The organism is Bacillus sp. NPDC093026 (genome assembly GCF_044754665.1).
In the GTDB taxonomy this organism is placed as follows: domain Bacteria; phylum Bacillota; class Bacilli; order Bacillales; family Bacillaceae; genus Bacillus; species Bacillus maqinnsis.
Window position 1 is genome coordinate 139698 of record NZ_JBIVPN010000001.1, and the last position, 23939, is coordinate 163636.

Annotated in this window: 20 protein-coding genes; 16 read left to right on the top strand and 4 right to left on the bottom strand. The window is 40.2% G+C overall.

Going from position 1 to position 23939, the window contains the following annotated elements; translation table 11 throughout:
- The first annotated feature begins 170 nt into the window (after nt 1-170).
- The 13 genes from ACIQCE_RS00710 to iolG all read left to right on the top strand — a co-directional run bounded on the left by ACIQCE_RS00710 (nt 171) and on the right by iolG (nt 16090).
- A complete protein-coding gene (locus ACIQCE_RS00710; protein ID WP_400493195.1) occupies nt 171-1211 on the top strand; it encodes a LacI family DNA-binding transcriptional regulator in 1041 nt (346 codons plus the stop codon).
- 217 nt (nt 1212-1428) lie between these two features.
- Nucleotides 1429-2685 (top strand): ABC transporter substrate-binding protein, encoded by a 1257-nt coding sequence (locus tag ACIQCE_RS00715; RefSeq protein WP_400493197.1) that lies wholly within the window; start codon nt 1429-1431, stop codon nt 2683-2685.
- A 41-nt stretch (nt 2686-2726) separates the two neighbouring features.
- Nucleotides 2727-3662 carry a carbohydrate ABC transporter permease gene (locus tag ACIQCE_RS00720; protein ID WP_400493198.1) on the top strand — a complete coding sequence of 312 codons (936 nt, stop codon included), beginning with the start codon at nt 2727-2729 and terminating at the stop codon, nt 3660-3662.
- Nucleotides 3662-4492 (top strand): carbohydrate ABC transporter permease, encoded by an 831-nt coding sequence (locus ACIQCE_RS00725; protein WP_353855603.1) that lies wholly within the window; start codon nt 3662-3664, stop codon nt 4490-4492. Before ACIQCE_RS00720 ends, ACIQCE_RS00725 begins: the two co-directional genes overlap by 1 nt.
- Nucleotides 4493-4527: 35 nt before the next feature.
- The gene (gene melA, locus ACIQCE_RS00730) at nt 4528-5853 is read left to right on the top strand and encodes an alpha-glucosidase/alpha-galactosidase (RefSeq protein ID WP_400493199.1); all 1326 of its coding nucleotides are present in this window, start codon (nt 4528-4530) and stop codon (nt 5851-5853) included.
- Nucleotides 5854-6349: 496 nt separating this feature from the next.
- The gene (gene iolE, locus ACIQCE_RS00735; RefSeq protein WP_400493812.1) at nt 6350-7267 is read left to right on the top strand and encodes a myo-inosose-2 dehydratase; all 918 of its coding nucleotides are present in this window, start codon (nt 6350-6352) and stop codon (nt 7265-7267) included.
- Nucleotides 7264-8679 carry a sugar porter family MFS transporter gene (locus ACIQCE_RS00740; RefSeq protein WP_400493200.1) on the top strand — a complete coding sequence of 472 codons (1416 nt, stop codon included), beginning with the start codon at nt 7264-7266 and terminating at the stop codon, nt 8677-8679. The genes iolE and ACIQCE_RS00740 overlap by 4 nt, the downstream gene beginning before the upstream one ends.
- 225 nt (nt 8680-8904) lie before the next feature.
- Complete coding sequence (locus ACIQCE_RS00745; RefSeq protein ID WP_400493201.1) at nt 8905-9678, top strand: DeoR/GlpR family DNA-binding transcription regulator; 774 nt, start codon at nt 8905-8907, stop codon at nt 9676-9678.
- 56 nt (nt 9679-9734) lie between these two features.
- A complete protein-coding gene (iolD, locus tag ACIQCE_RS00750; protein WP_400493202.1) occupies nt 9735-11663 on the top strand; it encodes a 3D-(3,5/4)-trihydroxycyclohexane-1,2-dione acylhydrolase (decyclizing) in 1929 nt (642 codons plus the stop codon).
- A gap of 28 nt (nt 11664-11691) precedes the next feature.
- Complete coding sequence (gene iolB, locus ACIQCE_RS00755) at nt 11692-12522, top strand: 5-deoxy-glucuronate isomerase (protein ID WP_353855608.1); 831 nt, start codon at nt 11692-11694, stop codon at nt 12520-12522.
- The gene (iolC, locus tag ACIQCE_RS00760) at nt 12522-13562 is read left to right on the top strand and encodes a 5-dehydro-2-deoxygluconokinase (RefSeq protein WP_400493203.1); all 1041 of its coding nucleotides are present in this window, start codon (nt 12522-12524) and stop codon (nt 13560-13562) included. The genes iolB and iolC overlap by 1 nt, the downstream gene beginning before the upstream one ends.
- The gene (locus ACIQCE_RS00765) at nt 13535-14995 is read left to right on the top strand and encodes a CoA-acylating methylmalonate-semialdehyde dehydrogenase (protein WP_400493204.1); all 1461 of its coding nucleotides are present in this window, start codon (nt 13535-13537) and stop codon (nt 14993-14995) included. The genes iolC and ACIQCE_RS00765 overlap by 28 nt, the downstream gene beginning before the upstream one ends.
- 63 nt (nt 14996-15058) lie before the next feature.
- The gene (gene iolG / locus ACIQCE_RS00770; RefSeq protein WP_400493205.1) at nt 15059-16090 is read left to right on the top strand and encodes a bifunctional inositol 2-dehydrogenase/D-chiro-inositol 1-dehydrogenase; all 1032 of its coding nucleotides are present in this window, start codon (nt 15059-15061) and stop codon (nt 16088-16090) included.
- A gap of 503 nt (nt 16091-16593) precedes the next feature.
- Here iolG and ACIQCE_RS00775 read toward each other — a convergent pair.
- The gene (locus tag ACIQCE_RS00775) at nt 16594-16806 is read right to left on the bottom strand and encodes a bacteriocin-like WGxF protein (RefSeq protein WP_400493206.1); all 213 of its coding nucleotides are present in this window, start codon (nt 16804-16806) and stop codon (nt 16594-16596) included.
- Between the two features lie 14 nt (nt 16807-16820).
- The gene (locus tag ACIQCE_RS00780) at nt 16821-17021 is read right to left on the bottom strand and encodes a hypothetical protein (protein ID WP_400493207.1); all 201 of its coding nucleotides are present in this window, start codon (nt 17019-17021) and stop codon (nt 16821-16823) included.
- A 327-nt stretch (nt 17022-17348) separates the two neighbouring features.
- Here ACIQCE_RS00780 and ACIQCE_RS00785 point away from each other — a divergent pair, with 327 nt between their 5' ends.
- From ACIQCE_RS00785 to ACIQCE_RS00795, 3 genes are all read left to right on the top strand, one after another.
- Complete coding sequence (locus ACIQCE_RS00785; RefSeq protein WP_400493208.1) at nt 17349-18521, top strand: MFS transporter; 1173 nt, start codon at nt 17349-17351, stop codon at nt 18519-18521.
- A 196-nt stretch (nt 18522-18717) separates the two neighbouring features.
- Nucleotides 18718-19047, top strand: a complete 330-nt coding sequence (locus ACIQCE_RS00790) for a hypothetical protein (RefSeq protein WP_400493209.1) — start codon at nt 18718-18720, stop codon at nt 19045-19047.
- Between the two features lie 43 nt (nt 19048-19090).
- Complete coding sequence (locus ACIQCE_RS00795; RefSeq protein ID WP_353855614.1) at nt 19091-19216, top strand: hypothetical protein; 126 nt, start codon at nt 19091-19093, stop codon at nt 19214-19216.
- A gap of 61 nt (nt 19217-19277) precedes the next feature.
- Here ACIQCE_RS00795 and parC read toward each other — a convergent pair whose 3' ends face one another.
- Nucleotides 19278-21713, bottom strand: coding sequence for a DNA topoisomerase IV subunit A (gene parC / locus ACIQCE_RS00800; RefSeq protein WP_400493210.1), 2436 nt, complete (start codon nt 21711-21713; stop codon nt 19278-19280).
- 2 nt (nt 21714-21715) lie between these two features.
- A complete protein-coding gene (gene parE / locus ACIQCE_RS00805; RefSeq protein ID WP_400493211.1) occupies nt 21716-23683 on the bottom strand; it encodes a DNA topoisomerase IV subunit B in 1968 nt (655 codons plus the stop codon).
- Between the last annotated feature and the right edge of the window lie 256 nt (nt 23684-23939).

Here is a 23939-nt window from a genome sequence, read left to right on the forward strand (position 1 = left end):
AGATCATCCTCTTTTTTAGTAAATTTACTAAAATCCCATCGAATTCACCAATACATACTCAAAAAATAAATCAATAATTGAAATTAATGATTGAAAGCGCTTTATTAATGTGGTAACCTTCAATTATATTTAGTAAATATTTAGTCAAATAAGCCATGAGGAGTTTGCCTATGACAACCCTAAAAGATATCGCTCATGACGCAAATGTATCCGTTTCCACTGTATCTCGTGTCTTAAATGACGATCACACGTTAGCTGTATCAGAAGCAACAAGACAAAACATCCTCGACATCGCCAAGAAAATGAACTATACCCCAGTGAGAGCAAGGAAAGCAGATAAATCAGAAGGAAAAACAGTAGCTGATTCCCCAGTCATCGGCGTCGTTGTTGCACAGTCTATCGAAGAAGAATTAAATGATCCATTTTTTTCATCCATCCGAAAAGGAATTGAAAAAGAATATGCAAAACGAGGCCTATCCACCCTTCATACATTTCGGCTAAAAAGCATGGATCAAGGCGAGATGCTAAAGGGCATGGACGGGTTAATCGTGATTGGTCGAATCAGCCCAGACACTGTAGAGAAAATGACAAACCGCATGGAGCATATTGTATTTATCAATCATTATGCGGATGAAGATTTGTACGATTGTGTACATGTGGACTTTGTCAAAGCAGCAGATCGCGCCATATCCCATCTGCGCTCTCTCGGTTTTACACACTTAGGCTATATTGGCGGGAAAGAACGAGAGCATTATTTCGATGGGAACGCTGTCATTGAAGATGAAAGACAAACAACCTTTATGAAAAGAATGCAAGAAGCGGGAAACCTTAAAATGGAGGATATACATATCGGTGAATATTCCATGCAACAAGGATATGACCTCATGAAGCAAGCCATCCAAAACGGAAATTTGCCGGAAGCTTTTTTTATCGGAAGTGACTCCATGGCGATCGGAGCCATGCGAGCTCTACATGAAGCTGGTCTCCGCGTTCCTTCAGATGTATCTATCGTCAGCTTTAACGATATTGAAGCGGCCTCTTTTTCAAGCCCGCCGCTTACGACCGTCAAAGTGTATACAGAACAAATGGGGGAAGTCGGTCTAAAGCTGCTAATTGAGCGAATAAACGGAAGAAAACTGCCTCTAAAAGTTGTCGTGCCAACAAAACTAATCGAAAGAGACAGTACATGTCCAAAACATGAAAGGGGGTGAACATGCGATTTCAGCAAACAAAAAAGAGACAAAAAAGCAAATGGAGGACAGCTAAACATGATGGCCAGATCATGCTTGGTGAAAACAGCCTGCTAAATGCTCTCTGATCTCTTTGTAAAAGAATAGAATTCCAGTATAATGGACTTCTTTTGTTTGCGCAACTGCACAAATTCCACTTAATATAGTCAGAATTTTCAGTGATCAAAAGGAGGATACAATGAATAAAAAAATCATGATGCTCAGTTTAGCTATTGTCTTGACGGCTTTGCTGTCTGCTTGCGGAAACAGTGGATCTTCTGAAACGAATGGAAAGGTCACCTTGACCCTTTTTTCAACCATGAGTAACAACGGTGAAAGGAAAGCATTTGAAGAAGTGATTCGTGATTTTGAAAAGGAGCATGAGAACATTCAAATTGATGCCAATTTCCCAGGAAACAGCTATGAAGATATGATACGCGTCAAAATGGGTGCAAACGATATGCCAGACCTTTTTGATACGCATGGCTGGGCCAAACTTCGTTATAGCGAGTATGTTGCTGATTTAAAAGAGATGGACTGGGTTAAACACTTGGACCCTTCACTTGATAAAATCTTAAAGGACAAAGATGGCAAAGTGTATGCATATCCTCTGAATCAAGCCAAAGATGGTCTTAGTTACAATGCGAACCTTTTAAAAGAATACGGAATTAAAGTGCCCGAAACACTGGATGAACTAAAGCACGCTTTGAAAACCGTCAAAGAAAAAAGTAAAGGGAAGGTCGTGCCGCTATGGATACCTGGGGGAGATAATTCAAACATTGCCCAAGTATTCGATGAACTGGCAACTCCTCTATTAATTACAGATCAGAATCATCATCATGGAAAAGAACTCGAGAATGGGACGTTTGATTGGTCTAAGTATACGCCTCTTGCACAGCTTATGAAGGACTTAAAAGATCAAGAGCTTTTAAACAAAGATGTTCTCACAGCTAAACTTTCTCAAGCTCCTGAGCTGATGGCTCAAAATAAAATTGCGTTCACATTTGTCGGAGGTTCTTTAGGCCCTGAAGCGACGGAATTGAATTCATCCATAAAAGTAGGAACAATGCCTGTTCCAGCCATTTATGAAGGAGATAAGCAAAGCTGGATCGGGGGAGAAAGGTTTACCGTAGCCGCATGGAAGGACTCAAAACATTTAAAAGAAGCAAAACAATTCATTGCCTTTTTAGCCAAGCCTGCAAACGCGAAGAAAATCGCAGAAGGTACGTCCTCTGAAACAGCCCTTAAGCAGGTGCACGCTAAAAACTATTACTCTGAGTTCTATAAACGCTATCAACATATAAAAATTGAACCTTACTTTGATCGAAAATATTTACCTAGCGGCATGTGGGCTGTCATGGCAACGACCGGTCAAGAGCTATTAGCTGGTTCCATGACACCAGAGCAGTTGTCTAAAAAGATGGAAGAGGAATATCAGCGCCTTCAAAAACAATAGCCGACTCAAGGCAGCCGAAAGCTGAAACAGGAGTGAAGCCAATGAGTGACATCACAAAAACAAAACAAGCAGCCGCAACATCCACCTCTCTTCCAAAACAGAAGATGAAACGAAGCCACACTTCTTCACTATGGTGGATGTATATGCCAGCCGTTCTCGTTGTCAGTATTTTTATCATTTATCCCTTTTTCAACGGGATTCAGCTCTCTTTTACAAATTGGAACGGTTTCTCGCAAAATTATCAATGGATTGGGTTAGATCAATACAAACGGTTGCTTCAAGATCCAACAACTTGGCTTGTTGTCAAAAACACACTGCTTTACGGGATTGGAAGCACCATTTTACAAAACATCATCGGACTCGGTTATGCCTTGCTCTTAAATCACAGCCTGAAAATGAGAGCTGTCACAAGAACGATTATTTATTTACCGGTGATGATCAGCCCTATTGCAATGGGCTATATATGGTATTTCATTTTTGCGTACCAAGGCGGTGCATTAAATGACGTCGTGATGCTATTTGGATTTGAGCCAATAAATGCCCTTGGCAATCCGCAATTGAACACGTGGATTATTGTATTTGTGAATACGTATCAATTCGTTGGTATTGCAATGATTATTTATTTAGCAGGGCTTCAAAGTATTCCAAAGGACTATTATGAAGCGGCACAATTAGACGGTGCATCCAGTCTCCAACAATTCTGGCGTATTACATTGCCGCTGTTAATGCCATCTATCACCATCAACGTCGTGCTGAATGTCATTGGCGGACTGAAGCTGTTTGATGTCATTGTCGCACTAACAGGCGGCGGACCAGGAGATGCCTCGCAATCCATGTCTACCTTTATGTATGACTTATATTTCAAACGGCAGGATGCAGGCTATGCTGCGACTCAAGGTGTCTTTATGGCATTGATTATCCTTGTCATGAGTATAGCGGCGCTGATCTATTTCAAACGAAAGGAGACCGAGATGTGATGGATAACGCTTATAAACGAAAGAAAAGACGTTTATCCTTACTAGCTCTTTTCATTACACTGCTTCATTTGATTCCATTTTATATATTAGTGACCACGTCGCTAAAAGGCATTGGGGATTTCAGCTCAAAATGGCTGTTTCCGACACAGCTTCATTTTGAAAACTTTCGCATTGCATGGCAGGAAGCCCAATTGGGTCAATCATTTTTGAATACAATCATCATCACGTTTAGCTCAGCTCTTTTACTCATCATTTTCGGATCTCTTGCAGCCTATCCGCTCGCAAGAAGAGTGACGAAGCTGAATAAAGTTGTTTATATTCTGTTTATTGCCATCATGGTCATCCCGCCGCTGACAGCGCTTGTCCCGCTATATAAAATGGTCGTCAACTTCGGTATGATGAATACTTATCAAATCGCTATTTTAAACAATGTTGCTGCCTTTTTGCCGCTGACGATTTTTTTATACGCAGGTTTTATCCGGTCTACCATTCCAAAAGAACTCGAAGAAGCGGCTCGTATTGATGGGGCGGGCACACTTAAAGTCTTTTTCACTGTCGTTTTCCCATTACTAAAGCCGATTACAGCTTCTGTCTTAATTATTGCGTGTGTATTTATTTGGAACGATTATCAGTTTGCCATCTTCTTTTTACAAGATAAGGAGATGCATACACTCACCATCGCATTATCCAATTTTTTTGGTCAAAATCAGCACCAGCTCCAGCTCGTTGGCGCCGCTGCTCTCATTGCAATGCTACCAATGATCACAATGTTTCTACTTTTGCAAAAGTATTTTATCGCAGGGCTTTCGCAAGGTTCTGTCAAAGGATAATCCATCATTGCATGTGAAAAAAAGGAGAGTCGTTTATGTCTAAAATTACATTTATCGGTGCAGGAAGTACCGTGTTTGCTAAAAATATATTAGGAGATTGTATGTTCGTTCCAGCGCTATCTGGATTTGAATTCGCCTTATATGATATTGACCACAACCGGCTGAAAGAATCAGAAACGATGTTGCGGCATTTAAAAGATAACTATGGCGCAAGCGTGACCATCCAGTCATATGATGATCGTAAAGAAGCCTTAAAGGACGCCAAATATGTGATCAATGCCATCCAGGTGGGGGGCTATAAACCAAGCACTGTCATTGATTTTGAGATCCCTAAGAAATATGGATTAAGACAAACAATTGCAGATACGGTTGGAATCGGCGGCATCTTTCGTTCACTTAGAACAATCCCTGTCATGCTTGAGTTTGCGAAGGATATGGAAGAGGTTTGTCCGGATGCCCTATTTTTAAATTACACCAACCCTATGGCTACACTTACGGGGGCAATGCTTCGTTACACACCGATACAAACTGTCGGTCTTTGCCATAGTGTACAGGTGTGTACAAAAGATCTGTTTGAATCACTTGAAATGGACCATGAAGGAATTGAGGAAAAAATCGCCGGCATCAACCACATGGCATGGTTGTTAGAAGTCAAGCGGGACGGGAAGGACTTGTATCCAGAAATCAAAAGACGAGCAAAAGAAAAACAAAAAACGCAGCATCATGACATGGTTCGTTTTGAATTAATGGATAAATTCGGCTACTACATGACAGAATCCTCAGAACATAATGCCGAATACCATCCTTATTTCATTAAATCGCGTTATCCAGAATTAATAGAACAATTAAATATCCCGCTTGATGAGTATCCTCGTCGGTGCGAAGAGCAAATCAATAACTGGAATACAATGAAACATGATATCGTCGGCAATACACAAATTACCCACACTCGCTCAAAAGAATACGGCTCCCGCATCATAGAAGCCATTGAAACCAATGTTCCATTTAAATTTGGCGGAAATGTATTGAACACAGGAGGACTCATTCACAATCTGCCTGAAAAAGCCTGTGTCGAAGTACCATGTATTGCGGATCGGAGCGGCATCATGCCCTGTTATATAGGAGAAATACCTGAACAGTTGGCCGCACTCAACCGAACCAATATTAACTCACAACTGATGACGATTGAAGCAGCCATTACCGGCAAAAAAGAGCATATTTATCAAGCAGCATTATTAGACCCTCACACAAGTGCAGAGCTATCAATGAATGATATCGTCAAGCTTTGTGATGATCTGATTGAAGCACATGGTGAAATGCTACCAACCTACAAGGAAACATCACAACATATTTTTTCATAAACCACTGGTGACCAGATAGACTTAGCTGAAGGAAGCATCTTACTTCTTTCAGCTTTTTCTGCTGTAGCACAATTTGATAGAATGTTTACGCTCTCATACTCAATGTATCCGCATTCATCTGCTTTGCTAAAAAACATAAACTCTTCATAATGAAAGTAGCCAATAAAAGAAGGGGTCATTCATTGTGAAAACACATGTGAAAAAATTATCAAAGAATTGAAAGAATCCATGAAGCACTATGGAGAAGCCATGATTTTAAGTCAAATATATGAGCTATCAAAAAGGTGAAAAAACCTGATGTGAATATATACATCAGGTTTTTTGTTGTAAAAAATCATTTAGAAAAATTCAAAAAATGAATTGACTGAAAGCGCTTTTAATATTATGATTATTTCAAACTTGACCAAAAGTTATCCAAATAATTGATTATATATTGGTTACTTTATGGTTAATTCAAATGAAGTGCATTTAAACGTAAAGGGGGATGACAAATAAAGTGGCGAAAGACGGGATTTTATGGGGGATCGCGCCTATTGGATGGAGGAATGATGATATTCCTGCAATTGGCGCTGAAACTACACTTTCTCATTTATTAAGTGATATTTGTGTTGCTGGCTTTGAAGGAACTGAAGCAGGTGGTTTTTTTCCAAAACCAGCTATTTTGAATAAAGAGCTAAAACTACGCCATTTAAAAATAGCCGGCAAATGGTTTAGTAGCTATATGATACGAGACGGTTTAGATGCTTCAATAAAAGCATTTAAAAAGCATTGTCAGTATTTACAAAACGTTGATGCGAGTGTAGCTGTTGTTTCAGAGCAGTCCTATTCCATTCAAAAAAAAGACATCAACATTTATCAAAACCAACCATCTTTTACAGATGAAGAATGGTCTCACCTTTTAGAAGGCCTTAATACATTAGGTCAAATAGCAAACACCTACAACCTCAAGCTTGTCTACCATCACCATCTTGGCACAGGGGTTCAAACCTTATCAGATGTGACGAGGCTATTAGCTGGGACAGATCCAATGTATGTTCACCTCCTATATGATACAGGGCACATTTTCGTATCAGATGGTGATTATATATCCTTACTAAAGCAGCATATCGACCGTATTCATCATGTCCATTTCAAAGATGTAAGAAAAGACGTGCTAGAGAACTGCCGAAAAGAGAAGTTATCATTTTTTCAATCCTTCTTAAACGGAATGTTCACTGTTCCTGGTGATGGCTGCATTGATTTTATTGAAGTATACCGTTTGTTAATCAAACATGGCTATAAAGGATGGATCATTATTGAGGCTGAACAAAATCCAGCAATTGCTCACCCTTTAGAATATGCATTAAAGGCACGTCAGTACATTGATGAGAACTTGGCTATTCATTCTTCAATAGAACAGGAGAAACGAGCATGAACAAAGTCAACCAACAAACTAATCTAAGGTCTATCATCTTAATTTCAACTTTTGGCGGACTTCTTTTTGGGTATGATACGGGTGTATTAAATGGTGCATTACCTTACATGTCTTTGCCTGATCAATTAAACTTAACAGCGCTGATGCAAGGGCTTGTGACGAGTGCATTATTATTAGGCGCTGCATTAGGCGCAGTCATATGCGGACGATTATCAGACAGGTATGGCCGGCGCAGAAGCATCTTTTACTTAGCCGTTCTGTTCTTTTTTTCGACATTAGGATGTACTGTTTCGCCAAACGCAGAAGTAATGGTCCTATTTCGATTTTTATTAGGCTTAGCAGTTGGAGGCGCTTCAGTGATCGTTCCAACATTTTTAGCAGAAATCTCACCTGCAGAGAATCGTGGTAGAATCGTAACACAAAATGAACTCATGATCGTATCTGGTCAATTGCTTGCTTTTACTTTTAATGCAATCATTGGGAACTTACTTGGAGAAAACCCTTATGTATGGCGCATCATGCTTCCGATTGCAGCGATTCCAGCCATTGTTTTATTTTTTGGGATGCTAACAGTACCAGAGAGCCCGAGATGGCTTGTGACAAAGGGAAAAAACAAAGAGGCTCTTCATGTACTTGAACGCATTCGCACCAAAGGGTCAGCCGGTGCAGAACTTCAAGAAATTGAGAACGCTTACAAAGAAGAAGTGGAAGTAAACAAAGCTACGTTTAAAGATTTAGCCACTCCATGGATTAGACGTCTCATGGGTATTGGAATCGGCATTGCGATTGTACAACAAATTACTGGTGTCAATTCCATCATGTATTACGGAACGGAAATTTTAAAGGATGCAGGGTTTGAAACGAAAGCAGCTCTTATTGGGAATATTGGCAATGGTGTGATTTCTGTTCTCGCAACATTTGTTGGCATTTGGTTGCTTGGCAAAGTAGGACGTCGACCGATGTTAGTGACAGGCTTGATTGGAACAACAATCACATTACTATGTATCGGTATATGTTCTAATCTCTTTCTAGGAACAGCTTTTCTTCCGTATTTGATCTTGCTGTTGACGATTACCTTCCTTGCATTTCAGCAAGGAGCAATTTCTCCTGTGACATGGCTCATGCTGTCAGAAATTTTTCCACTTCGATTAAGAGGGCTTGGTATGGGTGTGAGTGTGTTCTGTTTATGGATAGTAAATTTCCTAATCGGTTTAACATTCCCGATTTTACTAGCTCATATGGGACTGTCGATGACGTTCTTCCTTTTTGTAGCCTTCGGCATCCTGTCAATTTTATTTGTGCTGAAATTCTTACCAGAAACAAAAGGACTAACACTAGAACAACTAGAAATGAATTTCCGTCAGCACAACCAATCATCACTCGATATGACAACAGATCAGTCATTATCTTAAACATGGATTTATATGAACAATGAACAAATATGGGATGAAACAGGAGAGGGTGTTCAATGAAGATTGTGATGGAATCAAGTCTCGTCTCAATGAAAAGCATGCTTCATGAAGCAAAAGAGGAGCAGTCTCCTATCTTTTAGCAGCATAAAACAATTTGGAGCAAGCCATCGCGCCGATTAACGACCAACGCACTCTCCCATAGAGAAGATGAAAAGGAAGATGTGTATGCTCAAAACAAAAAGAATCCAGCAAATAAAAGAATATGTCATCCAACATCAATCTGTCTCATTGGACGATCTAGTCACGACCTTCGGCGTATCAAAGAATACGATTAGGCGCGACGTACAAAAGCTGGTTGAAGAAGGACATATCCATAAGGTTTATGGGGGAGTAGCAGTAAACCATGCGAGGCTTGAATCATTTCATGACAGACAAACACGAAATCAACTTCAAAAAAAATGGATCGCTAAAGAAGCGGCTCGCATAGTAGAAAATGGCGATGTCATATTTATCGACTCCGGCACAACAACGTTAGAAATGATTCATTATTTGAACGACAAAGAATTAACGATCGTCACGAACAATTTAGATTTTATTGTGCAAGCATTGCCTTACGCACAATTACATGTCATTTCAACTGGTGGACTTTTAGAACGGAAAACAAAATCATTTTCCAACTTTGCTTATACAAACGAGATTCTTCATTACAATTTCGATAAAGTGTTTATGGCATCAACAGGTGTCTCTATCTCAAATGGAGTCACAAATTCATCACCTGTTGAAACAAGTATGAAAGAAATGGTCGTGAAAAAAGGGAAAGAAGTCATTTTAGTAGTCGATCATACAAAATTTAATAAATATGCTATGGTGACATATTGCGGGTTAGATGAGATTGACTACTTAATTACTGACAATTCTCTCGATAATACCTACACCACCTTTTTCAAAGAGCATCACATCGAACTGGTCGTCGCTTCTTCACAAGGCGAAGATAAATAAGCTTGAGTAAGAAGAAGACGTTTCAAAAACATTTTTAAGATAAGGCGGGGAATGAAATGGACACAATCAGACTAACCATGAGTCAGGCATTGGTTAAATTTTTAAATGCCCAATATGTTGAATTTGATGATGGTAAAAAAGAGTCATTGATGAAAGGAATATTTACGATTTTCGGTCACGGTAATGTGATGGGGCTTGGACAAGCCCTTCAAGAGAACCCAGGAAAACTTGAGGTATATCAAGGTAGAAATGAACAAGGGATGGCACATGCCGCAATTGCCTTTGCAAAGCAAAAACACCGTAAACAGGTGATAGCTTGTACCTCGTCTGTAGGACCTGGATCAGCCAATATGGTGACTGCTGCAGCTACTGCAACAGCGAATCAAATTCCACTTTTACTTTTCCCAAGTGATGTCTTTGCCACGCGGCAACCAGATCCTGCCCTTCAACAAATCGAACAAACATACGATTTGAGTTTATCCACCAATGATGCCTTTCGGGCTGTCAGTAAATATTGGGACCGAGTGACAAGACCAGAACAACTCATGTCTGCCATGATTAGCGCCATGCGCGTCTTAACAAACCAAGCTGATACGGGTGCTGTCACAATTTCACTCCCTCAAGATGTTCAAGGGGAAGCATGGGATTATCCGTTATCTTTCTTTCAAGAGCGGACTCACTACTTAGATAGACGACAGCCTTCAACAAGAAGTATTCAAGAGGCAGCGAAACTAATTCGTAAGAAGAAAAAACCTTTCCTCATTTTAGGCGGAGGGGTTCGCTATTCAGAGGCAGCAGACGAATTTTTACAATTCGCTGAAAGATTCAATATCCCTTTTAGTGAAACACAAGCTGGAAAAAGCTGCGTCGAAACTACCCACCCATTAAATGTAGGTGGACTTGGTGTTACTGGAAATAGCGCCGCAAATGAACTTGCACAGGAAGCAGATCTCATCATTGGAGTCGGTACGAGGTTTACGGACTTTACAACAGCCTCTAAACGACTTTACGCACATAGCGATGTCTTGACCATCAATTTATCTGACTACCATGCATCTAAATTAGATGCAACGAAAATGATTGCTGATGCCAAATTGGCGCTGCTTGCATTAATGGAAGAACTAGAAGACTATCAAACAACTTATAGAACTGAAATAAAAGAAGCAAAGAATCGCTGGGAACAAGAGCTTCATCGACTTCGCCATATTCAATACACTGAAAGTAACTTTATCCCTGAGATCAAAAACCACTTTGATCATGAATTAAAGGAATATCAAGAACAGCTCAACTCAACACTGCCGCAAACTACTGTCCTTGGGCATTTGAATGAATGGATTCCATCTGACGCCATTATTACATGCGCTGCCGGCAGTCTTCCGGGAGACTTACAGCGGATGTGGATTTCAAAAGAACGTAACACGTATCACCTTGAGTATGGCTACTCCTGTATGGGCTACGAAATCGCTTCTGCCTTTGGAGTCAAAATGGCAGAACCAAACAAAGAAGTATATGCCTTAACTGGTGATGGTAGTTATTTAATGTTGCATAGTGAACTTGTAACAAGTATTCAAGAAGGATATAAGATCAACATCATCCTTTTTGACAACTCTGGGTTTGGTTGTATCAACAACTTACAAATGAGTCATGGTATGGACAGTTTTGCGACTGAATTTCGGAAAAGAAACAAGGTAACGGGATTGCTAGATGGGGAGATTATGAGAATCAATTATGCCCAATCGGCAAGAGGATATGGTGCCAAAACATATGAAGTTCATACACTTGATGAACTGAAAGGAGCCATCGAAGACGCAAAAAAACAGACAGTCAGTACTCTTATTGACGTGAAAGTACTGCCAAAAACCATGACAGCAGGCTATGGCGAATCGTGGTGGCACGTAGGTATTGCACAAGTCTCTGAAAATGAAAGAATAAACATCGTATATGAAGAAAAGGAACGCCAATTAAAGCAAGCAAGAAAATATTAAATCAATCCAAATGGAAGGTATGAGCAAAATGGCAAATTTAATTGTACCGAAACAAAAAAGAGACAAAGAGGGAAAGGTGATAAGCATCACACCCCAATCAGCTGGGTGGACATATATTGGTTTTGACGTATATACACTTCAAAAAGGCGAAACTGTCCGCAAAGAAACAGGTGAAAAAGAGGTATGCATCGTCATTCTATCTGGTAAGCTCCATCTTTCAACCAAAAACAAAGCATGGGATGAGATTGGAGAACGAATGAATGTATTCGAGAAAATACCCCCTTTCTCCGTTTATGTACCAAACGACGATTACTATGAGATGAAAGCCATAACAGATAGCGAAATCGCCATCTGTGCTGCGCCAGGAAAAGGGACTTATCCAGCTCGCCTCATTGCTCCTGAACAAGTAAGCGTTGAACATAGGGGGGCAGGCAATATCGCAAGACAGGTTCACAACATTTTACCAGAACAAGAGCCTGCTGATCATCTCCTTGTTGTAGAAGTATTCACCCCAGAAGGAAACTGGTCAAGCTATCCACCGCATAAGCATGACCAAAACAATTTGCCACACGAATCCTATTTAGAGGAAACGTATTATCACAAAGTAAAACCACAACAAGGTTTTGTTTTACAAAGAGTGTATACAGATGATCTCTCACTAGATGAGACAATGGCTGTAACAGATAGCACCGCTGTTCTTGTACCAAAAGGATATCATCCAGTGTCAGCTCCGCCAGGCTATGAAATTTATTATTTGAATGTCATGGCAGGTCCAGTGCGGACTTGGAAATTTCACAACAGTACAGAACATGAATGGGTAATGGAAAACAAATTAAAAGTGAACAAGGAGGGATCATGATGCCTGACTTAATGTTTAAAGAAGAGCGTGAACTCGATGTCATTGCAATGGGTCGATTATGTATTGATTTAAATGCAAACGAGTTGAACCGTCCAATGGAAGAGACAATGACATTCACCAAATATGTTGGTGGGTCACCAGCCAATATTGCCATCGGATTAGCAAGACTTGGCATGAAATCTGGATTCATCGGGAAAGTCGCAAATGACCAAATGGGACGATTCGCAACGAGCTATCTTAAAAAGAACAACATCAACACAGATGGCATTGTCATTGATCAAACTGGTGCTGTCACCGGCCTTGCCTTCACAGAAATTAAGAGTCCGGAAGAATGTAGTATCTTAATGTACCGAGACAATGTAGCGGATTTAAAAATTGACGTAAAGGAAGTCTCTGAGCAGTATATTCTCAAGACAAAAGCTTTACTTATATCAGGCACAGCTCTTGCAAAGAGTCCATCAAGAGAAGCGGTGTTTGTTGCATTAGATTACGCACGTAAACATCATGTAACCGTATTTTTCGACTTAGATTATCGCCCATACACATGGAAATCAGATCAAGAAACAGCCGTTTATTACAATTTAGCTGCTGAAAAATCAGACGTCATCATTGGCACAAGGGAAGAGTTTGACATAATGGAAAAGCTGACTGTAGATGGACCGCCCAATGATGAAAAAACAGCAAAAAAATGGTTTTCCCATCATGCGAAGATCGTTGTGATCAAACGCGGTGGCAATGGGTCCATTGCATATACAAAAGATGGCAAGACATATCGAGGCGGCATCTTTAAAACAGAGGTACTCAAAACGTTTGGAGCAGGTGATGCATATGCCTCTGCCTTTATTTATGGACTGATGAACAACATGTCTCTTCAAGACGCCATGCGTTTTGGGAGCGCCTCGGCATCAATCGTGATATCTAAACATAGTTCTTCAGATGCGATGCCAACAGTCCAAGACATTAAAGCCTTTATAAACGCTGCAAACGAAGAAACCGTAGAGGAGAGAAGATCATGTCCAAAACAACTGTCAAAACATTGAAAAATTATATTGGAGGTAAATGGGTGAGTGCGGAAACTAACCATACTGAACCCGTTTATAATCCAGCAACTGGAGAAGTCATTGCAGAAGTGCCCCTATCGACAAAAAAAGATGTAGAACAAGCCGTACAAGCAGCAAAAGAAGCGTTCTCAAGTTGGTCGAAAACGGCTGTGCCAAGACGAGCACGTATTCTCTTTAAATATCAGCAATTACTTGTCGAAAAATGGGAAGAACTAGCGGAACTGGTCACGCTTGAAAACGGTAAAAGCTTAACAGAAGCACGCGGAGAAGTACAACGAGGAATCGAATGCGTAGAATTTGCAGCCGGCGCCCCGACTTTCATGATGGGAAAACAATTGCCTGATATTGCGACTGGACTAGAATCTGGTATGTATCGCTACCCAATCGGAGTGATTGGCGGCATCACACCATTTAACTTTCCTATGATGGTTCCTTGCTGGATGTTCCCATTAGCCATTGCTTGCGGAAATACATTTGTCCTTAAACCTTCAGAACGCACACCGATTCTTGCAGCACGATTAGCAGAACTATTTGAGGAAGCGGGATTGCCAAAAGGAGTCCTCAACATTGTCAACGGAGCACACGATGTAGTCAATGGGTTACTTGAACATCAAAAGGTCAAAGCCATTTCATTTGTTGGCTCTCAGCCAGTCGCAGAATACGTCTATAAAAAAGGCACAGCGCATGGAAAACGAGTCCAAGCACTCGCAGGGGCAAAAAATCATTCCATTGTGCTAAAAGACGCAGATTTAGATGTGGCAACAAAACAAATTGCTGCCGCCGCCTTTGGCTCTGCTGGAGAAAGATGTATGGCTGCCGCTGTTGTCGCTGTAGAAGAGGAAATTGCTGATACACTTATTCAAAAATTGATCGCTGAATCCAATCAAATGGTGATCGGAAATGGCATCAATGAAGATGTCTTCCTCGGCCCAGTCATTCGGGAAAGTCACAAAGAACGAACACTTCAATATATTCAATCAGGTATTGAAGAAGGAGCAAATCTTATTCGGGATGGTCGTAAAGACAATGAGACGAAAGGCGTAGGATACTTTATCGGCCCGACTATTTTTGATCATGTCACGAAAGAAATGAAAATTTGGCAAGATGAAATTTTTGCGCCAGTCTTATCAATCGTGCGTGTTTCATCACTTGCTGACGCCATTGACCTTGCCAATGAGTCGAGATTTGCAAATGGCGCTTGTCTATACACTGACAGTGCATCAAAAGTGAGAGAATTCCGCGAGAACATAGAAGCAGGCATGTTAGGAATTAATGTTGGCGTTCCAGCACCAATGTCATTTTTCCCATTCTCAGGATGGAAAGATTCATTCTATGGCGACCTTCACGCAAATGGCACAGACGGTGTTGAATTTTACACAAGAAAGAAAATGGTCACCGCTCGCTATTTATAAGCTGAAAGCACTCCTATCAAAATCAGCCGTGCCAGAAAGCACAAATACAGGGGGGGAGCAAAGATGGAATTAAAGATTGGTGTTATTGGCGTGGGCGCTATTGGTCAAGATCATATTAAACGCATCACAAATACACTGTCAAATGGGAAAATTGTTGCTGTTACAGATGTGAACGACCAGCAAGCCAAAGCAATTGTGAAAGCCTTTGATCTAGATGCACGCATTTATGAAAATGGTCATCAATTAATTCAAGCTGATGAAGTAGAGGCAATCATGGTCACATCATGGGGGCCAACACACGAAGAATTTGTACTAGCTGCGATTGAAGCAAAAAAACCTGTTTTTTGTGAAAAACCACTTGCAACAACGAAAGAAGGGTGTATGCGAATTGTAGAAGCTGAAATGAAAGCTGAAAAGGCATTGGTACAAGTTGGATATATGCGCCGATACGATACTGGATATCGCGCATTAAAACAAGTGATAGATGAAGGACAAATAGGTCAGCCGTTAATCATTCATGCCGCACACCGTAACCCAACAGTCCCTAATAGGTATACCGCCGATATGTCAATTGTCGATACATTCATTCATGAAATTGATATTCATCGCTGGTTACTAAACGATGATTATGTATCCGTACAAGTTATTGCACCTAAAAAAACGAGGGAAGCCGCTGACCATTTGCAAGATCCTTTAATCGTTATCATGAAAACCAAACAAGGCACAGTCATAAATGGTGAAATATTTGTTCATTGTCAGTATGGTTATGATATTCAGTGCCAGGTTGTTGGAGAGAAAGGAATTGCTTACTTGCCTGACCCTGCTAGTGTCATCTTGCGTAGTGAGGCAAAATGTTCAACAAACATATTAACAGACTGGCAATATCGATTTAAAGAAGCATATGACGCAGAATTACAGGATTGGATTCATTCTTCACTAAAAGATGAAGTAAATGGACCATCCGCTTGGGATGGATATGTTGCTGCCGTCACAGCTGATGCTTGTCTCAAAGCAAAAGCAACCGGTGAAACAACAATGATTCATCTCAAAGAGCGCCCATTTTTCAATCAACCATTTATAGCTGAAAAAAGATAAACACCGTATTGCCCAAAATCAAAAAAAGATGCAAGCACTTAATGTTGCGTTGCATCTTTTTTTGATGAGAGAAAGAGGGAAAGATCAACACTTGACTATGACTACTGTCCTTAAAAGACATAAAATTTTAGTTTACATAATATATATTCTAGGAAGTTAAGCATCCAATGAAATTTCTATCTCAAAATCTTAAGTATACTTTAATTTTGAGATAGAATTAAAAATAAAAATTTAGCGAGTCTGCTATCATTCATAATCATCAAATTATTTGTTTCGATTAGTATTATGTTTCCTTCTATCTTTTTGAGTTATTTTCAGATAAAAAATATTGGAGATTCTTTTCCATTCCTGACCTCTTTCTAGGTAGCACTTTAAGCTGTATGAAAGACTTATGACAGCGACCCTCCATGCAAATAGCTGATAGTAAAAAGGATCGGTCAGCGCCGATCCTTTTTACTATCCACCTGTATCCCCCTGATTGATTTAGGAGCAAGAGATCGTCTTTATGAAGCCTCGTATTTTCTGCTATTTGAACCTAAATTCCTAAAGAGTAAAGAAGAAAGCAACGCTAACACAAAATAAATAACAACGAATCCACCCCAGAAGAAAATAGCCTGATCAAACGGAAGATTAAACATTCTAAAGATTACTCTGTGAATGACCCCTGTCATAACAATCAGGGCACTTGTAGACAGCGCAAAAACAATATGTTTCATTATAGAACCTCTCCTTATGAAAGATGGATAACTCTATCCGAACCATCGGCGATTTTTTGATCATGAGTAACACAAATAATCGTTTTCCCCATCCCTTTTATATGATTGTAATTGGATTTAACTTGACCATCTTCGAACCCTTGATACCAAGTATCGCCGCCCGCTTTTGTTTTAGTTAGCTTCATGGCGCTCATTAAGTCTCTTGTTTCATTCAAATTAACTTCCTCGTGATTGACATCGTTTGATTGATTAGCAAAAACAGCTTGTCCTCCTAGTAAAGATGTTTATTTGGTATTAAATTTACCATTTTAAGAAAATGTATACAATGGTAAATTTGAAAATTTTACAATTTTAATACACTGATTCGATTTAATTCCGCCCTCTTTGTTTTTATTTTATTCCCTCTTCAAATTGACGGTGTGCCCCCTTCCAACCAAAATTTCATGATGTTTCCTCTCATGTTATTTACGAATCAGGAAGTCTCATTTATAATCGAGTAGATTTGTTCTGTAACATATTCATAATTAGATGTGAGGGATTAGATGGAATTAAAGTGGTATAAAGCGATTATTGTCATTTTTACGATGTCTGGGATCTCCATCTCCACATGGTTTTCGCGGACACCAGAAGTTAGAGATTTATTGCAAGCAAACACAGGGGCGATGGGACTTATTTTACTCGGCTTATCCGTTGGTTCAATTGTTGGACTTGTTCTTGCCAATGTATTCGTTCGTAAAAAAGGCGGACGAGTGGCCCTTGTGATCAGCGCTTATTTGATGTTCATTGGATTCACCACCCTTGCAATCGGTGCAACGCTCTCTTCTACGTTTGTTGTCACTGCCGGTCTTTTTCTTTTTGGAGCAGGTTCAGGCATGTGCAATGTAGCGATGAATTTAGAAGGGACAGAAATTGAGTACCAAATCAAGAAAACCATCCTGCCTATTTTGCATGCGTCCTTCAGTATTGGCACTTTAGTTGGTGCAGGTGCTGGAATCCTCTTTATTCATCTAGGCGTATCCGTGTTGATCCACCTTCTGATCATTGCCCTTCTTTTCTTTCTCAGCATTTTGATTTGTACACGGTTTATTCCGCACGGGACAGGAAAGGATCAGCATGAGAAACAGCCAAAAACAGTCGATTCTTCTCAAAATGCTTGGCTGAACAAACGAACGGTATCACTTGCAATGATCGCCTTATGTCTTGCATTTGTAGAAGGCTCTGCAAATGATTGGATTCCACTTGCGATGGTGGATGGCTACAAGGTCTCACATTCAATGAGTACCGTCATTTATGCTCTATTTTTGTGTGGAATGATTAGTGGAAGACTGATTAGCGGACGTCTGATTGATCGCTTCGGCAGGGTTTTATTGCTAAGAATCGCTATTTTATCAGCGGCTATCGGACTATTCTTGGTGATTTTAAAAATTTCACTAGTTGTCTGTATGATATCCATCTTTTTATGGGGACTTGGCGCTTCTTTAGGCTTCCCACTGACCATTTCTGCAGCTGGTGATGATAGCCGCTACGCCGTCAAACGCGTCAGCATTGTGACCTTATCAGGTTACACAGCCTCCCTTTCTGGCCCACCTATTTTAGGACTTCTCGCCAATGAGGTAGGACTGCTTCATGCATTTATATTTGTTCTTTTCGCGATATGTATTGCAGGAATCTTTACAAAAACTGTAGCAAAACCGCATTCATTGCAATCTCACTGAAAAGTGTCACGATCGTAGATCATGGCACTTATTTTAATTTTAAAAAATAAAATTGAAACTTTTCATAAAGTGAAATAGTCTTATAAATGTCCTCATGTTTACAGCATTTTTAAAAAGGGAAAATAAAAAAACAAGACTTTTCAAATAACTGAAAACGTGGTAAGATCATGAAAATAAACAGGAAGGGGTGAGAAAAATGAAAAAAAATACGCTGTTGAAATTGGCAGTACTATTCATAGCACTCGCAAGTTTTCATTTGTTCTCAATGCCTCATTCCGTTCAAGTGAACCATCACCCAAAGGTGGTTGCTGATCAAGAAACACATGAAATGAAAATCGTTCAGACAACTGGCGATGAAAAGAAACATGTGGGCGCAGTATTTGTTGCTTTTACAGCACTGCTCATCATTGGCAGTATGATAGCTGGATTTGCACGCATCACATATACTGATCGATTTGATCGGAAAAAGAAGCATTTACTAGCAGTGTTCTATCAATCTTCTTATTTCCGAGGAGCTCGTGTTTAACCCAACCATCTAAATCAAAACAGAAATTGGGAGGTTTTACACGATGTTATTTTTCTTAAGATTATTCATAATAGGTCTCTTCTCTGTCACTTCACTTTCTCTTTTCGTTTACCAAGGAATTGAAGTGGTGCATGCCATTACAAGTATGTTTGGCAACCACGAGAGCTAAACCGACAATCCTATTAAAAGGCCCCCTGTTTTTGATTACAGGGGGTTTTCGTTTTGGCTATTTATGATTTGTCTTGATTGCTGACAGGAGAGATGAGGACATGTGTCACTTCTCCTTGCTCTTCCACATCTAAAACAAAGGAACCATTACTATAACGATCATTCACTCTAAGACTGGAGATATCAAGTGGGATCGTTGCTCCCTTCTCCGTATCTATCTCAAGCGTTTCATGCACCTCGGCAGCAATCACAGCAACAATTCGGTGCGGGTTTTTCTTCAATTCTCTTAGCATGATAACACCGCGTTTCGCTCTTGTTGTTTTATCAAATTCAGAGAGGTTCATTCGTTTCACGGCACCTCTTTGTGTGACGAGAACAAGCACGTGGGTCTTCGGATCCATTATTTGTCCAGAGACAACCTCATCCCCATCCTTCAAGTTAATCCCTTTGACACCAGCCGCTCTTGGACCAACAATGCTCACATCTTCTTCACCAAACCATAGTCCATAACCATTTTTCGTTGCAATAAACAAATCTTGCTGTCCTGATGTGATGTGAACATCCACAAGCTCATCATCACCTTTTAAGTTTAATGCAACAAGGGGCTTAGAGTAACGTTGCGCTTTATATTGAAGCAACTCTGTTTTCTTTACCATACCACCTTTTGTAAAAAACACAAGATACGACGATTCATCAAATTCTCTAATTGGGATCGCTTTTTGAATCGATTCATCTCGATCAATTGAGATAATGTTCGTAATATGCTGCCCCATGTCTTTCCATCGTATATCTGGCAGTTGATGAACCGGACAGTAAATGTAACTCCCTTTATTCGTAAACAAAAGAAGAACATCTGTCGTATTCATTTCAAACTGATGAATGAGACGGTCTGTATCTTTCATGCCAAAGTCTTTACCGTTAGAAGCGGCATATGAACGCTGGCTTGTACGTTTGATATAACCATCCTTTGTTACGGTTACATACACATCTTCTGATGCAACCATCACTTCAAGATTAATCTTAATCTCTTCAATTTTCTCCTCAATAACAGATCGTCTCACATCCGCATAATTTTTTTTGAGCTTTTTCAAGCTGGTCGTAATGACCTTGAGTAGCTTTTTCTCATTGGCTAAAATCGCTTCAAGTTCTGCTATACGCACATCAAGCTCTCTTGCCTCTTCTCTTAATTGCGTAATATCTGTGTTCGTTAGACGATACAATTGGAGAGAAACAATTGCTTCTGATTGTGCTTCTGTAAAGTCGTATTTCTCCATCAAGTTATTTTTCGCATCACGTTTATCATTAGACGAACGGATCGTTGCAATGACTTCATCTAAAATGGAGAGTGCCTTAATTAAACCGTCTACAATGTGATGACGTTCCTTCGCCTTTCGAAGCTCGTAAGCTGAGCGGTTTGTTACCACTTCTTTTTGGTGGGCAATATATGCATCAAGTATTGTTGTGAGCGTCATTAAGGTTGGTCTTCGATTATGTATCGCTACCATATTAAAATTATATGGGATTTGCAAATCTGAATTTTTATATAAGAAATTTAAGACGCCGTTTGCATCTGCTTCTTTTTTCAGCTCTACAACAATTCGAAGTCCTGTACGATCTGTCTCATCTCGGACCTCTGAAATACCTTCTACTTTTCTTTCAATCCGAAACTCGTCCATTTTTTTGACGAGGTTGGCTTTATTGACTTCGTAAGGAATCTCTGTAATTACGATTTGCTGACGTCCGCCTCGAATGGTTTCAATCTCAGCTTTTCCGCGTATCATAATTTTTCCTTTACCCGTTTCATATGCCTTCTTAATGCCTTCAACACCTTGAATAATACCGCCTGTCGGGAAATCTGGCCCTTTAATGACGGTCATTAATTCTTCTACCGTACAATCTGGCTGTTCAATCCGTTTAATGACAGCGTCAATGACTTCACCGAGATGATGTGGAGGAATATCAGTGGCATAACCAGCTGAAATTCCTGTTGAGCCGTTCACCAAAAGGTTGGGAAACATCGCTGGTAATACAACTGGCTCTTTGCTAGTATCATCAAAGTTCGCAACAAATTCAACCGTTTCCTTGTCTAAGTCTTTGAGAAGCTCTGAAGCAATAGCTGAAAGTCGCGCTTCTGTATAACGCATAGCAGCAGGCGGATCTCCGTCAATACTTCCGTTGTTACCATGCATCTCAATCAGCACATTACGTACTTTCCATTCTTGGCTCATTCGCACCATGGCTTCATAAACAGACGAGTCACCATGCGGGTGATAGTTACCAATTACGTTACCGACTGTTTTCGCCGCTTTACGGAAGTTTTTATCTTGTGTATTCCCTTCCGCATACATCGCATATAAAATTCTTCGTTGTACGGGCTTTAGACCATCGCGCGCATCAGGAAGCGCACGGTCTTGAATAATATATTTACTATAGCGACCAAATCGGTCTCCAATTACTTCTTCTAACGGTAAATCGTGAAAGCGTTCTTGTTGTGCCATATTTATACCTCCTCAGCTAGCGACAAGTTTTCATTTTCAAGAATGTTGCTTTCCTCATCAAGTCCAAAGGCGACATTCTTTTCAATCCATTTTCGACGTGGCTCTACTTTATCACCCATAAGTGTTGTGACGCGGCGCTCTACTCGTGCAGCATCATCAATTTTCACTCTGACAAGTGTTCTGGATTCTGGATTCATTGTCGTTTCCCATAGCTGGTCGGCATTCATTTCACCTAATCCTTTATAACGCTGGATGGTGTAACCTTTTCCAACCTTCTTAAGCACGTCATCCATTTCTTCATCAGACCATGCATACTCAATGATTTCTTTTTTGCCTGTTCCTTTGCTGACTTTATATAATGGCGGAAGCGCAATAAATACTTTCCCATGCTCGATGAGCGGCTTCATATAACGATAAAAGAACGTTAATAGAAGTACTTGTATATGGGCTCCATCTGTATCAGCATCTGTCATGATGATAACTTTGTCATAATTGATGTCTTCTACATTAAAATCGACACCCACACCACCACCGATTGCATGGATAATTGTGTTGATCTCTTCATTTTTAAATATGTCAGCAAGCTTGGCCTTTTCTGTATTAATGACCTTCCCGCGCAGTGGCAACACCGCTTGGAACTTCCGGTCACGCCCTTGCTTTGCTGATCCACCTGCTGAGTCACCTTCTACTAAGTAAAGTTCATTCCTTGCAGGGTTTCTGGATTGGGCAGGCGTCAATTTTCCGCTTAACGTGGCTTCGGACTTTTTTCGTTTCTTGCCGCTTCTTGCTTCTTCTCTTGCTTTTCGTGCCGCTTCTCTTGCCTGCTGCGCTTTCATGGCCTTTTTCACAAGAAGAGTCGCCGTTTCCCGGTTTTCTTCAAGGAAATAAGCAAGTTTTTCAGAAATGACTGCATCAACCGCTGATCTCGCTTCACTTGTCCCAAGCTTTCCTTTTGTTTGTCCTTCAAATTGGAGCAGCTCTTCAGGAATTCTGACGGAAATAATGGCAGACAGTCCTTCTCGAATATCAGTGCCTTCTAAATTCTTGTCTTTTTCTTTTAACAGGGCTACTTTGCGCGCATATTCATTAAAGGCTCTTGTCATCGCTGTTTTTGCACCGGACTCGTGTGTACCACCGTCTTTTGTTCTGACGTTATTGACAAACGAGAGGATATTCTCTGAATATCCATCATTAAATTGAAAAGCAAAATCCACTTCAATGGACTGATGCTCTCCCTCAAAAGAGACCACTTCGCAAAGCACATCTTTTTCCTCATTTAAATAAGCAACGAATGCTTCAATTCCATTCTCATAATAAAAAGTTTCTTTTACATCATGTCTTTCATCTATAAGCTCAATTTTCAGTCCTTTAAGTAAAAAGGCTGATTCTCTCAAACGCTCAGATAATGTATCGAAATTATATGTTGTCGAGCTAAAGACCGTCGGATCTGGCTTAAAGTGAATCAATGTACCAGTTTTTTTCGTCTTTCCGATTTTTTCAAGTGATGTAACAGGCTTTCCGCCGTTTTCAAAGCGCTGATGATAAATAAAGCCATCACGTTCAATCGTCACAGTGAGCCATTCTGATAGTGCGTTTACAACAGAAGCCCCCACACCATGAAGTCCTCCACTTGTTTTATATCCGCCTTGACCAAATTTTCCACCTGCGTGCAGGACAGTTAAAATGATTTCAGGTGTTGGTTTTCCGAGCTTATGCATACCAGTTGGCATTCCTCGTCCTTTATCTTGAACTGATATGCTATTATCTTTATGTATTTTGACAATGATATGATCTCCATAGCCAGCGAGCACTTCATCGACAGAGTTGTCTACAATCTCATAGACAAGGTGATGCAGACCGCGTGTATCCGTTGATCCAATATACATACCAGGACGTTTACGGACAGCTTCAAGTCCTTCTAACACCTGAATAGAATCATCGTTATAATCTACTTGTTGTTTTTTAACCAAATGCTTAATCCCCTTTCACTACCAAACATAACCGGCTAATCATCAAATGATTCTTTAGATTTTCATGATGATCATGCTGCTCATTACAGTTCATTTTAATAAGCTGCATCATCACCATGCGTGTGCTTCATCTAATACATGCTCTTCTGCATGCGGATGAAAAATCCCTTTGTTCAGCAACCTGAACTAGATGTCCATTATAAACAAGACTGTTTCATAAGCCAAATACAATCAAATGCTGTTTTTTATAAAAGAA

What these genes read in the sequence shown, in the direction of transcription:
- ACIQCE_RS00710 (WP_400493195.1), top strand. Translation starts at nt 171, where the DNA reads ATGACAACCCTAAAAGATATCGCTCATGACGCAAATGTATCCGTTTCC.
- ACIQCE_RS00715 (WP_400493197.1), top strand. Translation starts at nt 1,429, where the DNA reads ATGAATAAAAAAATCATGATGCTCAGTTTAGCTATTGTCTTGACGGCT.
- ACIQCE_RS00720 (WP_400493198.1), top strand. Translation starts at nt 2,727, where the DNA reads ATGAGTGACATCACAAAAACAAAACAAGCAGCCGCAACATCCACCTCT.
- ACIQCE_RS00725 (WP_353855603.1), top strand. Translation starts at nt 3,662, where the DNA reads ATGGATAACGCTTATAAACGAAAGAAAAGACGTTTATCCTTACTAGCT.
- melA (WP_400493199.1), top strand. Translation starts at nt 4,528, where the DNA reads ATGTCTAAAATTACATTTATCGGTGCAGGAAGTACCGTGTTTGCTAAA.
- ACIQCE_RS00740 (WP_400493200.1), top strand. Translation starts at nt 7,264, where the DNA reads ATGAACAAAGTCAACCAACAAACTAATCTAAGGTCTATCATCTTAATT.
- ACIQCE_RS00745 (WP_400493201.1), top strand. Translation starts at nt 8,905, where the DNA reads ATGCTCAAAACAAAAAGAATCCAGCAAATAAAAGAATATGTCATCCAA.
- iolD (WP_400493202.1), top strand. Translation starts at nt 9,735, where the DNA reads ATGGACACAATCAGACTAACCATGAGTCAGGCATTGGTTAAATTTTTA.
- iolB (WP_353855608.1), top strand. Translation starts at nt 11,692, where the DNA reads ATGGCAAATTTAATTGTACCGAAACAAAAAAGAGACAAAGAGGGAAAG.
- iolC (WP_400493203.1), top strand. Translation starts at nt 12,522, where the DNA reads ATGCCTGACTTAATGTTTAAAGAAGAGCGTGAACTCGATGTCATTGCA.
- ACIQCE_RS00765 (WP_400493204.1), top strand. Translation starts at nt 13,535, where the DNA reads ATGTCCAAAACAACTGTCAAAACATTGAAAAATTATATTGGAGGTAAA.
- iolG (WP_400493205.1), top strand. Translation starts at nt 15,059, where the DNA reads ATGGAATTAAAGATTGGTGTTATTGGCGTGGGCGCTATTGGTCAAGAT.
- ACIQCE_RS00775 (WP_400493206.1), bottom strand. Translation starts at nt 16,806, where the DNA reads ATGAAACATATTGTTTTTGCGCTGTCTACAAGTGCCCTGATTGTTATG.
- ACIQCE_RS00785 (WP_400493208.1), top strand. Translation starts at nt 17,349, where the DNA reads ATGGAATTAAAGTGGTATAAAGCGATTATTGTCATTTTTACGATGTCT.
- ACIQCE_RS00790 (WP_400493209.1), top strand. Translation starts at nt 18,718, where the DNA reads ATGAAAAAAAATACGCTGTTGAAATTGGCAGTACTATTCATAGCACTC.
- ACIQCE_RS00795 (WP_353855614.1), top strand. Translation starts at nt 19,091, where the DNA reads ATGTTATTTTTCTTAAGATTATTCATAATAGGTCTCTTCTCTGTCACT.
- parC (WP_400493210.1), bottom strand. Translation starts at nt 21,713, where the DNA reads ATGGCACAACAAGAACGCTTTCACGATTTACCGTTAGAAGAAGTAATT.